The 12,466-nt window shown below is 51.7% G+C and carries 12 protein-coding genes; 11 read left to right on the forward strand and 1 reads right to left on the reverse strand.

Annotation, left to right across the window (positions count from 1 at the left end; genetic code table 11):
- Position 1: 1 nt before the first annotated feature.
- The 6 genes from CBW46_RS07425 (at position 2) to CBW46_RS07450 (ending at position 4,460) form a co-directional block, all read left to right on the forward strand.
- Entirely contained in the window at positions 2–709 is a 708-nt protein-coding gene (locus CBW46_RS07425) for a PspA/IM30 family protein (RefSeq protein WP_089199391.1), read from the forward strand.
- A 156-nt stretch (positions 710–865) separates the two neighbouring features.
- Positions 866–1,540 carry a cell wall-active antibiotics response protein LiaF gene (gene liaF, locus CBW46_RS07430; protein WP_165842224.1) on the forward strand — a complete coding sequence of 225 codons (675 nt, stop codon included), beginning with the start codon at positions 866–868 and terminating at the stop codon, positions 1,538–1,540.
- Between the two features lie 43 nt (positions 1,541–1,583).
- A complete protein-coding gene (locus CBW46_RS07435; RefSeq protein WP_089199392.1) occupies positions 1,584–2,681 on the forward strand; it encodes a sensor histidine kinase in 1,098 nt (365 codons plus the stop codon).
- On the forward strand, positions 2,641–3,291 hold the full coding sequence (locus CBW46_RS07440; RefSeq protein ID WP_089199393.1) for a response regulator transcription factor: 651 nt from the start codon (positions 2,641–2,643) through the stop codon (positions 3,289–3,291). The genes CBW46_RS07435 and CBW46_RS07440 overlap by 41 nt, the downstream gene beginning before the upstream one ends.
- A gap of 70 nt (positions 3,292–3,361) precedes the next feature.
- Positions 3,362–3,670, forward strand: a complete 309-nt coding sequence (locus tag CBW46_RS07445; RefSeq protein WP_089199394.1) for a hypothetical protein — start codon at positions 3,362–3,364, stop codon at positions 3,668–3,670.
- A gap of 349 nt (positions 3,671–4,019) precedes the next feature.
- Positions 4,020–4,460, forward strand: coding sequence for a GNAT family N-acetyltransferase (locus CBW46_RS07450; protein WP_089199395.1), 441 nt, complete (start codon positions 4,020–4,022; stop codon positions 4,458–4,460).
- A 227-nt stretch (positions 4,461–4,687) separates the two neighbouring features.
- On the opposite strand, the gene CBW46_RS07455 is transcribed toward CBW46_RS07450, so the two are convergent.
- Entirely contained in the window at positions 4,688–5,005 is a 318-nt protein-coding gene (locus tag CBW46_RS07455; RefSeq protein WP_089199396.1) for a hypothetical protein, read from the reverse strand.
- Positions 5,006–5,218: 213 nt separating this feature from the next.
- On the opposite strand from CBW46_RS07455, the gene zwf reads away from it, so the two are divergent.
- The 5 genes from zwf to CBW46_RS07485 all read left to right on the forward strand — a co-directional run bounded on the left by zwf (position 5,219) and on the right by CBW46_RS07485 (position 12,282).
- Positions 5,219–6,739: a glucose-6-phosphate dehydrogenase gene (zwf, locus tag CBW46_RS07460; RefSeq protein ID WP_089199397.1), complete on the forward strand. Its 1,521-nt coding sequence runs from the start codon at positions 5,219–5,221 to the stop codon at positions 6,737–6,739.
- A 450-nt stretch (positions 6,740–7,189) separates the two neighbouring features.
- Entirely contained in the window at positions 7,190–8,254 is a 1,065-nt protein-coding gene (locus CBW46_RS07470) for a metallophosphoesterase family protein (protein WP_089199399.1), read from the forward strand.
- A 21-nt stretch (positions 8,255–8,275) separates the two neighbouring features.
- Positions 8,276–9,868, forward strand: a complete 1,593-nt coding sequence (locus CBW46_RS07475; RefSeq protein WP_089199400.1) for a peptide chain release factor 3 — start codon at positions 8,276–8,278, stop codon at positions 9,866–9,868.
- 385 nt (positions 9,869–10,253) lie between these two features.
- On the forward strand, positions 10,254–11,018 hold the full coding sequence (locus tag CBW46_RS07480; RefSeq protein ID WP_089199401.1) for a YheC/YheD family protein: 765 nt from the start codon (positions 10,254–10,256) through the stop codon (positions 11,016–11,018).
- Between the two features lie 250 nt (positions 11,019–11,268).
- The gene (locus tag CBW46_RS07485; RefSeq protein ID WP_243633217.1) at positions 11,269–12,282 is read left to right on the forward strand and encodes a LacI family DNA-binding transcriptional regulator; all 1,014 of its coding nucleotides are present in this window, start codon (positions 11,269–11,271) and stop codon (positions 12,280–12,282) included.
- The last annotated feature ends 184 nt before the right edge of the window (positions 12,283–12,466 follow it).

A 12,466-nucleotide genomic window follows, 5' to 3' on the forward strand; every position in this document is an offset into this window, starting at 1 on the left:
AATGGGAATCTTTTCGAGAATTAAGGATATGACGAAGGCATCAATTCATGAGGCATTGGATAAGGTGGAAGACCCGATTGTGATGCTCAATCAATATCTGCGCGATATGGAAGAGGAGATTGCCAAAGCCGAGGTGACGGTTGCACGCCAAATTGCGAACGAGCGCAAGCTAAAAACTCAGTTGGATGAGGCGGTACGTTTGACCGCGGAGCAGGAGGAGCAGGCGAAGGACGCGTTGAGAAACGGGCAGGAAGCGGCAGCCCGCCAGGCGTTGGAGCAAAAATTGTACTACGAGGGAAAAACTGCCGAGTATGCGGAAACGCATGAGCAGGCGAAAAGCCAGGCTGCGGAGCTCGTTCAGCAGCTGCACGAAATGAAGGATGCATTCTATCAGATGCGCAATAAGCGGAGCGAGTTGGTGGCCCGCACGCAGCTGGCGAAAGCGAAGCGGCAAATGGCGGAAGTTACGGCTAACAACGTAATTGAGGGTGGTCATGCCGTGAAAGGGTTCCGTCGCATGGAAGAGAAAATTATGGCATTGGAAGTAGAAGCGGAGCTTGTCACCAAGCCGCACGTCAGCGATTCATATGTGCCTGGTGCGGGTTATACAGTCGGTGGCTACCAGGAGGCAGATGCGGCCAAGCAGCAAAAAGTAGATGATCAACTACAGCTGTTAAAGGAGAAATTAGGCTCCGAGCAATCCCAATAAAAACCTATACGAGCCGCCCAACGGGAGCAAAAATCTCTTTTGTGCGCCACGTAAATTGTGATATGCTATGTAAGGTCAAAGCCATGGGGCAGTTCTCACGCCACTATGGCTTTTAGCCTATAGCGCACACGAGACATAAGAAGGGAGGCAGCACGGATGAGAGACTGGCAAAGCCGCATGAACCGAAACCGGAACCACAATCGCAATGTCGCATTAATCTTGATCGGTGTCGGCGTTCTTTTGCTGGCGAACAATCACTGGAGCATTTTCACCGTGCTGGCTCTCATATTTGTTTTTTTCGGAATCAAAAAAATCCGTTCGGCGGAGCCTCGCAAAGGCTATATATTGATTGGCCTCGGAGCGGTGATTCTGCTTGGCCGCAACGTATTGCTGTTGATTGCCGTCATACTCATATCATTAGGATTATTCTACATTCGGTCCAAGCAGCTTCACAGTCAAGCAAGCTATGTGAAAAAGAGCTTGATTGAAAGCATCCGGTGGGGCAAAGAACCGTGGATTTTGCGTAACAGTTCCATATGGAACGTGATCGCGGAGATGCAGATTGATTTGACTTACGCCATTCCTGAGCAAAGGGAGACCACACTGGTGCTGCAAGGAGTTGTCGCGGATGTGGACATCATTGTACCGGAGGATATGGGCGTGTCCGTTGTGTTATCCGTGCTGTTCGGGCAATCGGACGTAGGTCCGCATAAGGAATCTGGCATTTTAAACAAAACGGTATGGCAGTCAGCCAACTATGAAACGGCGGACCACCAAGTGAAACTGATAATCTCATATATCGCAGCAGATATAGACATTAAGATAGTATGACCGCCATGCAACGGTGATGCGCGGTTTGGAGGTACGGTAGCATATGGAGCGGCACGAAAAACGTCTGACCAGTATGATTTGGCGCAGCATGGGTGAGTCAATGGGGCTCAGCCTTGTTTTGTTTGGCGTGATTCTGTACTTTCTCAGCTCCAACGGGTACATAAAGGCGTTCACAACCTGGCAGGAGGGTGTCCGGGTGAGTCTGACGCTGATCGTCATCGTAGCCTTCATCGGCGGCGTCTACGGTCTGTGGCACAGCAGCAAAATGAAGCGCCGGCTGGAGCTGCTGCGCGAGGTGATGCTCACTCTGGAAAAAGGGAATTTGAGCCGCACGGTACCTCCGATCGGTGAGGACGAAATTGGCCAACTGGGAGAACAGTTGAATTTTATCACAAAAAAGTGGGAGGACCAGGTAACCTCCCTGCAACGACTGTCGAGCAACAACGCGCAGCTCGCGCAAAAAGCAAAATATTCCGCCATCGTGGAGGAACGGCAGAGGCTGGCTAGGGAACTGCACGACGCGGTCAGCCAGCAGCTGTTCGCCATCTCAATGACCGCCACCGCAGTTGGACGGACGCTTGACAAAGATTTTGACAAAGCGCAGAGGCAGATACAACTAATTGAGGAGATGGCCTCGGTGGCACAATCGGAAATGAGGGCTTTGCTGCTCCATTTGCGTCCGGTGCATCTGGAGGGTAAACGGCTGTCCGAGGGCTTGGTCGAGCTCTTGCAGGAGCTGACCGCGAAGGTCCCTATGGCAATCGATTGGGAACTCATTGAGGATGTGCAACTGCCAAAGGGGATTGAAGATCACCTGTTCCGCATCGTGCAAGAAGCGATGTCGAATGCGCTGCGCCACTCCAAAGCAACGAAGCTCGAGGTGAGATTAACTCAGCCGTCGGAGGATGCTGTCAGGCTGCTCATTCGCGACAACGGGGTGGGCTTTGATTTAGATGACAAAAAGCACGCTTCGTACGGCATAGTCACCATGCGGGAGCGTGTAAACGAAATCGGAGGTTCCATCAACCTGATCACCGCGCCAGGCAAAGGAACCCGGATCGATATTCGAGTGCCGATCATGGCGAAAGGAGGAGACGGTGATGGAGAGCGTAACCCCGATCAAGGTGCTGCTTGTGGATGACCATGAGATGGTGAGAATCGGTTTAGCTGCAGTACTGAGCACTGAGGAGGATATCGAAGTGGTGGGTGAGGCCAGCAACGGTGCGGATGGCATCCGGCTGGCCCAGGAATATAAGCCGCAAGTCGTGTTGATGGATCTGGTGATGGAAGGCATGGATGGGATTGAGACGACGCTCCGGCTGCTGCAGCTATATCCGGAATGCAAGGTAATTGTGCTCACGAGTTTTTTGGATGATGAGAAAATGTATCCTGTCATCGAAGCGGGGGCGTTCAGCTACTTGCTGAAGACCTCCAGAGCTGCGGAAATAGCTCAGGCCATCCGGGCGGCGGCCAATGGACAGTCCATCCTTGAATCGCAGGTGGCTTCGAAGATCATGAACCGGTTTCGGCAGCCGAAAACGGTGGCAGCTGCGCATGAGCAGCTAACTGAGCGCGAAATGGAAGTGCTGCGGCTCATTGCTTCCGGCAAATCAAATCAGGATGTCGCCGACGAGCTGTTTATCGGTGTGAAAACGGTCAAGTATCACGTCACCAACATCTTGGCAAAGCTGGGCGTGGAGGATCGCACACAGGCGGCAATTTACGCTTTTAAAAACGGTCTGGTGGATTGATAACGGCAGATTACGAAGTCAAGACCCTGCGCCACTGATGGTGCAACAAGACCGAAAGAGAGGTATATGGATGACCGTTAGCGTCGCAGAGGTGAGAGACGAGGTTGTTTCTCCATGGGGGCATCGCGAGAAGGTGGCTTTGCTCCGGCAATATGAAAGCAGCTGTTATCAAAGCACATTATATATGCTAAAAGACGGCAGGTACGCGATGGAGGCGGCAAAACAGGCGTTTATCTGCCTGTATCGAACGGATGAATGGTTTGAACTAGGTGAAAAAGAACGAATGAATCAGTTGAAGCGGCAAGCAATCAAGCAAGCGTTAGAATACAGCAAGCAATTGCATTCACAGGGGAGCAAATGCGCAGTTGGAACGGACTGAGGGACTGCATCCGCTGGCAAGCAGCAGACGGACGATAAGACGCCGCCGACTAGGGTACGGCCGATGGGGCGTCTTTTTTGTTCGTTGGCGTCGGTAGGTGGGACATGTACGGAACCGAGCGACGCATAATGTGCTTGACACGAAGCAGACCGGTTTGTATCATAATCAATTAACGCAATCACAAGGAGAACGAAACATGAATGGGGCTCATATGACCGTTATCGTGATAGTGGTCGTTATTTCTATAATGTTTATGGGTTTTGTCGGCAAAAAATATTTGAAATAAATAGCAGAGCTTGCTAGCCCTTCATAAGATAAAGAACATCTTTCTCTTTGGAGGCGATTGACGTTGATCCGCAAGCGCATTCCCCAGCACGACGATAAGGTGATTTGGGGGCTCGTGGTTAAGCTGCTGCTCCCGTATGCGCGTAAAAGCCAGCCTGATGTGCGCGTACGGCTTACGGATATTCGGAAGCGGCTGCGCCCCTGTCTTACGCTTGTCTCCGTGGGCGGCGGGCAAAGGTCCACGGGCTTTATCTCCTTAAGGCAGAACCGGCAAAGCATGCACATCGACATGCTGGCGGTGGATCCGAAATATCAGGGAAAGGGAGTGGGATCGCAGTTGATGGAGGCTGCGGAACGGTCCGCGGTGCGCGCTGGATGCAACAAGATCTATGTCTGGGTCGATGAAGCCAATGTGCCGGCACAACGGTTTTATCAACAAAAACAATTTGAGCCCATTCAGTATCACGCAGTGATCCGTTGTTACTTGTTGATGAAACGGATGTAATACCTGCCTACCGGGGCCTCCGTGTCAACACTGAAGAGCTTAACCGACCGCTGCACACAATTTCGGAAACACAGTAACTATCGGGACAGCGAGATGCACTCGGAGTCTCGTTTTTGCTTTCAAGATATTGCTCATAAGAAGTTAACCCGTGCCACATATTGCGTGTGGGCAGACTGGTGGGGGCGGGATGGCCGCCTCCCACTGCTGCTGCACAAGACAGAGGCGCATTAACTTAGCACGAATAACCGGGCTATCATGGACGATTCTAGACTTAATTTGCGTGAGAACGGAGTGACAGGCGCAAACAAAGAGGGCGTCTCATAGGCACTAAGAGACACGTGCGCTTTCTTTTTCTTGGGAGTTTTTTTTCTTGTAGATGAAATACTGCTGTCAGCTGCGCCGCTCTCGCCATTGATTATAATTTTACCTTTGTCGTATCCGGTTAAAGTGCCTGCCAATTCTGTACCGTCCGATAGAATGACAAGCGCCGGCTTGCCGTAATGCGGACTGCATGTTCGTGCGGAAATCGGATGAATGGGCGTCATCCTGCTCACCTCCAATGGGTATTTATTAATTCAGACTATGCGTGTGCGTTTGTCGCGACTGGTTATTCGCCCACTCCACTGGCGCCTATTTTTTAGGTGAATTTTTGTCGTCAAATGTTGAATCTGTCCAGGGATTTCGTTATGCTTAATAAAGTTTGCTGAGTGCACTAATGTAGGTTTATACAAAAATACATAATGAAAGATGATGATACGATGACTAATACCGTATTTCTCCTGTTCGGCGCGACCGGGGATTTAGCCCGCCGCAAATTGTATCCGGCTATTTACAGTTTGTATCGCGAGCGCAAGCTCGGAGACCGTTTTGCCGTCATTGGCTTGGCGAGAAGGCCACGTACCAACGACCAGTTTCGTGAAGATGTGCTTGAGTCCATCAAAGAGTTTGCCCGCTATAACGTAACCAGAGACGAACAATGGGAATCGTTCGCAGAGCATTTCGAGTATATGTCGCTGGACATCAACGATGTGGAGGGGTTCAAGGAGCTCAGCCGGGCCACGCAAAGACTCGACAAGAAGTTCGATGTCGGGGGGAACAGGTTGTTTTATCTTGCGCTCGCTCCTGAGCTGTTCGGAAATGTATCGCATAATCTGAAGGCCGGAGGCCTGCTTGAAACATCGGGCTGGACGCGCCTGGTGATCGAGAAGCCTTTCGGCTATGATCTGCCGTCCGCTGAGAAGCTGAATGCCGAGATTCGTGAGGTGTTTGAGGAGCAAGATGTGTACCGCATCGACCATTACCTTGGTAAAGAAATGGTGCAGAACATCAATGTGCTTCGATTTGCAAATGCGATTTTCGAGCCGTTATGGAATAACAAGTACATTTCCAATATCCAAATTACCCTCAGCGAAACTGTCGGCGTAGAGGAACGCGGAGGGTACTACGACCATTCCGGGGCACTGCGGGACATGGGGCAGAACCATATGCTGCAAATGCTGGCCATGATGGCGATGGAACCGCCGAGCCGGCTGTCTCCGGAAGATATCCGCGATGAGAAGGTCAAGGTGTTCCGCTCGCTGCGCTGGTTCCAGGATTCCGCTGAGGTACGAGCGAATACGGTGCGGGGACAGTATACCGCCGGCAATATGAAGGGGAAGCAGGTACCGGGTTACCGCCAGGAAGAATCTGTTGATCAGCAATCAACGACCGAGACGTATTTCGCAGCCCGTGTGTTCGTCGATAACTTCCGTTGGGCAGGGGTACCTTTTTATATTCGCACAGGCAAACGTCTGCCGGTAAAAACAACGGAAGTAGTTGTCGAGTTCAAGAATGTTCCGAATAACGTGTATCTGTCGAAAAAACATAAGCTGGAGCCTAACCTGCTCGTGTTCCGCGTGAATCCGATGGAGGGCATCTACTTCAAAATGAACGCGAAGCAGCCCGGCTCCGATGGCGCGATCGTGCCGGTAGCGATGGATTTCTGCCAGAGCTGCCAGGTCGGGTTGAATACGCCTGAGGCATACGAACGCCTGCTGCATGATGCAGCACGCGGCGATTCAACCTACTTCACCCGTTGGGATGAAGTTGCCCTCGCTTGGCAGTATGTCGATAAGATCGCTGCCGCTTGGCGAGAAGATTCGGACAACCTGCATTCTTATCCGGCGGGCACATGGGGACCGGAGGCGGCGCAGCAGCTGCTGGCCGAGGACGGATTCCGTTGGTGGCCGGTGAATGGACAGGATGAAGGGGAAGTGACGTGGGAGTTCACCCAACGGTGACAATTAACCGCGCCGGCGGCAGCCAGCTGAACAAGGGCCCGTACTATCAAGGTACGTGCCCTTTTTTTATTGTTACAGACCCGGCGGGGGCGTTGATAGGTTGCAGTGGCGGCTGCGCTACGTTTGCCAGCCGCCGCCGGGTCTATTTGACTGGAGCCAGAGCCGGGCCCACCAGAATTTTTTCCCCGGGGCGCCAGAAAGTACATAGGAATATATACACAGAACGGTGCTACCTTGCAGGCTTTAATTACGTATTGTTGTATGCAACAAGTGTACAGAAGCAGGTGTAACAAGATATAATGTAAGGACACGTGTGTGTCCGATATATAATTATGTGAGTTTGCCCGATGTGGACGTCCTGCCGGAGCGGTCTGACAGCGCGCAGTCCGCGGTGACGAAAGCGCTACGTACAATGGGGTATGAACTCAAAAAAGCAGGAGGTACCTTGTCATGTCAAGACGGGCTTTCGTCCGATGGATTCTGGGTTTGCTCATTTTAATTGGCGCCGCCGCGACCGGCTTATATAAACTGCTGCTGCGCGCGGTGGATGCACAGAATGTGTCGCAGCCGAATGCGGACTCCGACCTGTCGCAGCCCAAGCAGGAGCAGGCGAAGACTGAGCGCGCGGCAGTAGACGAAAACGCTGCGTTATTTTCCTTCATGATACTAAGTGACCTCCACATCTCAGGCTATGATCCGAACACGACTAAACATTTAAAAGAAGCGTTAGACGATATTACCAAGTTCGAGCCGCCCGTCGATGCGCTTATTCTGACTGGGGATTTGACTGATTTTGGCGGCGAGGACGGCTATCGCGAGCTGAAAAAGCTGCTGTCCGGTTTCAAGCTGCCTCCGATTTACGCGAATATGGGGAACCATGACTACTATGATATTTGGGTTGATAAGAACGGCGCTTTTAACAAAGACACGATGCCTAATGGCAAGACCGACGCCATGGCACGTGAGCGGTTTATGAAGTTTTTTAATCAGGAAAAGATTTATAGCTCTGCCGTGGTGAACGGCTACCCAGTGATCATGCTCTCGCAAGAGACTTATGTGCAAGAAAAGCCTGAATATGGAGAAGGCGCATGGTACTCGGATGAGCAAATGAACTGGTTCAAAGAAGAGCTCAACAAACATTATACAGGTAAACCGATGTTCGTGATGACACATCAGCCGCTGCCTCCCATCGGCTCGGATGGACGCACGCATCAACTAATACGGGCCAAGCAGTTCCGTGAAATACTGAAGCCCTTCAAAAATGTGTTCGTTTTTTGCGGACATCGCCATCAAGACTTTCAGAACGGCGCTGAGCATTATGTTAAGGAATCATTTCATTATTTCCACAATTCGTCTGTAGGGAGGGTGCTTAACCGCAGCTTCCAGAATGCTGGAAAGGATAAATCGCAAGGGCTGTATGTGCAGGTGTTTAAAGACCGGGTGACTGTACGCGGACGTGAATTCAGCAAACGCAGCTGGCTGCCCGAAGCGGATTGGGACATCAAGATCACTTAAAAGAAAGGAACAATCAATCAAATGAGTATCGACACGGCACAAAAAAAGATGCAGGAAGAGGTAGAAAAACGCCGTACCTTCGCCATTATTTCTCACCCGGATGCCGGGAAAACAACATTGACGGAGAAGCTGCTCCTATTCGGAGGGGCGATACGTCTGGCAGGTACGGTCAAGGGCCGCAAGGCGAGCAAACATGCGACATCGGACTGGATGGAAATCGAGAAGCAGAGAGGTATTTCGGTTACTTCCAGCGTGATGCAGTTTGATTATGAAGGACACCGCGTGAACATTTTGGATACGCCGGGCCACCAAGACTTTTCCGAGGACACCTATCGCACATTGACTGCCGCGGACAGCGCGGTCATGTTGATCGACTCCGCAAAAGGGGTCGAAGAGCAAACAAAGAAGCTTTTTCAAGTATGCCGTAAACGGGGTATTCCGATTTTTACGTTTATCAATAAACTGGATCGCGAAGGTCGAAACCCGTTCGATCTGCTGGAAGAGTTGGAACAGGTGCTCGGCATTCGTTCGTATCCGATGAACTGGCCGATCGGCTCAGGCAAACAGTTCCGGGGCGTGTATGATCGCGCGCAGACGCAAGTCGAGCTGTTCCAGGGCGATGATCACAAGGAAATTCAAGTGCAAAAGGTAAGCGGCTATCAGGATGATCTGGTGAAAGAAATTGCGGGCGAATATTATTATGATCAGCTGATCCAGGATTTGGAGCTGCTCGATGTTGCCGGAGATGCATTCGATTTTGACAAAGTGCGCGGCGGTGAGCTGACGCCGGTATTCTTCGGCAGTGCGGTCAATAGTTTCGGCGTACAGACGTTTCTCGAAAACTTTCTCAAGCTGGCTCCGGCCCCGACTCCACGGCGCAGCAGTGAAGGTGAGATCGATCCGTCCAATCAGAAGTTTTCAGGTTATATTTTTAAAATCCAGGCGAATATGAACCCGGCGCACCGCGACAGGATCGCGTTCCTGCGTATTTGCTCCGGCAAGTTCGAGCGCGGGATGTCAGTCAAGCATGTGCGTGTGGGCAAGGATATCAAGCTGGCGCAGCCGCAGCAGTTTCTTGCTCAGGACCGGGACATTGTCGAAGAGGCTTATCCGGGCGATATCATCGGACTGTTCGATCCAGGTATCTTCCGGATTGGCGACTCCTTAAGCCAAGGCGGTAAAGTGGAATTCGATGAACTGCCTACCTTCTCGCCGGAGTTATTTTCCAAGGTTACGGTCAAAAATGCGCTGAAGCATAAGCAGTTTCAAAAAGGCGTCGACCAGCTCACGGAGGAAGGCACGATTCAGGTGTTTAAAACGGTCGGCTTCGAAGATATGATACTCGGTGTTGTCGGTCAGCTTCAATTCGAAGTATTTGAACACCGCATGAGAGCGGAATATGGCGTGGAAGTCCAACTGCAGCGGATGAACTATCAATTTGCACGCTGGCTGGTGGAAGACAAGGAAAAAATAGATCCCGGCAAGTTCCGCATTAACTCGCAGTTGGTGAAGGATAAGAAAGACAATTATGTCGTGTTATTCGAAAGTGAATATGCGATGCGCTCCGCCATAGAGAAGAATCCAACTGCGAAGTTTTTGGAGACGGCACCCTAATGCTTTGAACTGTATGTTCTTGCACCGCCAAAAGCCCGAGGCCTTGAAAGGTCTCCGGGCTTTTTTTCTGTCGCGAGGTTAGACGAACGTCTCTGACGGGCTGTCGCATAGAGAGCATATAATGTGAGGGCAAGGTTGAATGAAGGCGGACGCAGGCGTGCTGCGAATCTGGTTTGCAGCGGCCGGCACAGGAAGCAAACGGTGGCACAGCGGTTTTGCTTTATTTTCCTCCGTGGATTCTAAGTCATCATAGCCAGTGCCGGTTATGCCGGTATTTTAGTTGAGTGATAGATAACCAGAACTGTAGATCAATGTAATGCCGGAACGGACGGCGAGAGCTGATGTGCGGTATGTCTGATTAAGCAGATCCGGAAAGGTGGTTACCATGAAAGGCAGATTGAGTAGGCATATTCTTAGCAAATGGAAAAAAACAGAAGTGCTGCTAAAGGAGGCTGGGCTGCGCGATCATATTCCCGACACGAAGCCCATGGATCGTGAAACACTAAAAGAGATGTTGAAGCGGTATGGCATGGTCTATATTAAACCGGACTGTGGGAGATTTGGCAATGGGGTGATGCGGGTTGAAATGGACACCAATTCTAACGAACGCCCGTACAGCTACCAGTTCGGATTCGACATTAGCAGATTCGCCCGCTTCGAGCAAATGTTTCGTTCCATTCTGAAGATTACGGGACGACGACGTTATTTGGTGCAAAAAGGGATACAACTAAGAACCTACCAGAACCGGCATTTCGATATCAGGGTGATGGTCCAACAACTGCCATGCAGCAAATGGGTCACCACTGGAGTGATTGGGCGGGTAGCGCATCCGAAAAAGGTCGTCACGAACTTCCACAATGGCGGGGCAATCAAACCGGTCGAAACGTTGTTAGCGGCGTATGTGCCGACAGAAAAGACGCGGAAATACATCAGGAAGCTGCGTCGACTTGGTGTGAAGACCGCGCGCCAGCTGCAATCCAGGTATCAGGGGCTGAGGGAGATCGGATTGGACGTTGCGTTGGACGATAAGCTTCACCCTTGGCTGCTTGAAGTAAATACGTCCCCGGATCCATTCATATTCAAACGGCTGAAGGATAAAAGTATTTTTAAAAGAATTTACAGCAATTCATGGGCCCGCGCCCGAAAATGACAGTTCTCCGCCGCCTGTCTAAGCCAACCCGCCTGTATCTGATTGCATAAAACACCGGCGGGCCGCCCGGTTTGCGCAAGAAGCGGGGCATAATGGTGAAAGCTTGGCAGCAGGCGGAGCAGGTGGTATTTTGACACCCCAGGCTGAATCCCCATTGACAACCAGATACTGCCATGAGAAAATGTACGCGTGTACATAGTGTGATTTCCGAAAGGCGGGGAGGGATGGACTTATCGTAACAAGAAAGGAAGTGGCCCAGTTAGCCGGAGTATCCGAGGCCACCGTTTCCCGCGTGTTTAACGGCATCGGGCCGATGAAAGAAGACACAAGGCAGCGGGTGCTGGCGGCAGCCAATGCTTTGAACTATCATCCGAATGCGATTGCACAAAGCTTTGCCCGGCGCAGGAGCGGAAATCTGGGAGTAGTTCTGCCTTATGTTCCGAAAGTACACCTGTTCTCGACTTATTACTTTTCGGAGGTGTTAAGCGGAATCGGGTCGGCCGTGAGAGAAAAAGGGTATGATCTGCTGTTAATCTTTCGTGAGCAGAATGATTCCGGCGATTACAATGATATTTTTCGTTCGCAGAAGGTGGATGGCTGCGTTATATTAGGTGCCACGGATACGCCGCGCGACAGGCGGCAGTTAAAACAGTTGGAGGAAGCGGGCCACCCTTTTTGTCTGGTCAATCAGCATTTTGCCGGGGAACGCTTCAATGAAGTTGATGCAGATCACGCAGGCGGCAGCTATCAGGCGGTGAAGCATTTGCTGAAAAAGGGGTACACCAGGATTGCTTTTCTGAACGGCTCGCCGGAGTTTTCGAACAGTGCCGACCGCAAGCGTGGTTACACGCAGGCCATGAGTGAAGTAGGCATCGATCCACAGCGGCTGCAGCAGCTTTACTATGAAGGCAACTACAGCAGAACCAGCGGACAACGCGCCGCGGCGGCAATGCATCGGCAGCTGAGCGAGATTGACGCTGTGTTTGCCGCTAACGACCGTATGGCAATCGGGCTGATGCAGGGTCTGCGCGAGCTCGGGTTCATCGCAGGGAGGGATCTGGCCATCGTAGGTTATGACGACTCCGACGCGGCCCGCGTCACCGACCCGCCGCTTACTACTGTGGCGGTGCCGTTTTACGAGATGGGCCGTCTCGCGGCGGAACATCTGCTGAACCAAATCATCGACGACGCGGAGCCGGGAGGTTTTCGAATCAAGCTGGATACGCAGCTTGTCATCCGCGACTCTTGCCGCACGGCGGGATGATGCGTGCGTAAGTGGAGCTGCGGCGATCGGTGGGACGTTGCGCACGACAAGCACAGGTGCGGCGACTCTGCGCCGCTTGGTTTGAAGGAATCCGGTATAGGTTGTACCGTCCTATCATAGTTGCGCTAATGCAGCGTGAAGGTGCCGACGTGTGTATTTTGAAAGCGCTTATCTTCTGTATTCT

It is taken from the genome of Paenibacillus xerothermodurans (assembly GCF_002220865.2).
GTDB classification, from domain to species: Bacteria; Bacillota; Bacilli; order Paenibacillales; family NBRC-103111; genus Paenibacillus_S; species Paenibacillus_S xerothermodurans.

Bases quoted from the DNA above. Each gene is read 5' to 3' on its own strand.
- CBW46_RS07425 (WP_089199391.1), top strand. From the start codon at position 2: ATGGGAATCTTTTCGAGAATTAAGGATATGACGAAGGCATCAATTCAT.
- liaF (WP_165842224.1), top strand. From the start codon at position 866: ATGAGAGACTGGCAAAGCCGCATGAACCGAAACCGGAACCACAATCGC.
- CBW46_RS07435 (WP_089199392.1), top strand. From the start codon at position 1,584: ATGGAGCGGCACGAAAAACGTCTGACCAGTATGATTTGGCGCAGCATG.
- CBW46_RS07440 (WP_089199393.1), top strand. From the start codon at position 2,641: ATGGAGAGCGTAACCCCGATCAAGGTGCTGCTTGTGGATGACCATGAG.
- CBW46_RS07445 (WP_089199394.1), top strand. From the start codon at position 3,362: ATGACCGTTAGCGTCGCAGAGGTGAGAGACGAGGTTGTTTCTCCATGG.
- CBW46_RS07455 (WP_089199396.1), bottom strand. From the start codon at position 5,005: ATGACGCCCATTCATCCGATTTCCGCACGAACATGCAGTCCGCATTAC.
- zwf (WP_089199397.1), top strand. From the start codon at position 5,219: ATGACTAATACCGTATTTCTCCTGTTCGGCGCGACCGGGGATTTAGCC.
- CBW46_RS07470 (WP_089199399.1), top strand. From the start codon at position 7,190: ATGTCAAGACGGGCTTTCGTCCGATGGATTCTGGGTTTGCTCATTTTA.
- CBW46_RS07475 (WP_089199400.1), top strand. From the start codon at position 8,276: ATGAGTATCGACACGGCACAAAAAAAGATGCAGGAAGAGGTAGAAAAA.
- CBW46_RS07480 (WP_089199401.1), top strand. From the start codon at position 10,254: ATGAAAGGCAGATTGAGTAGGCATATTCTTAGCAAATGGAAAAAAACA.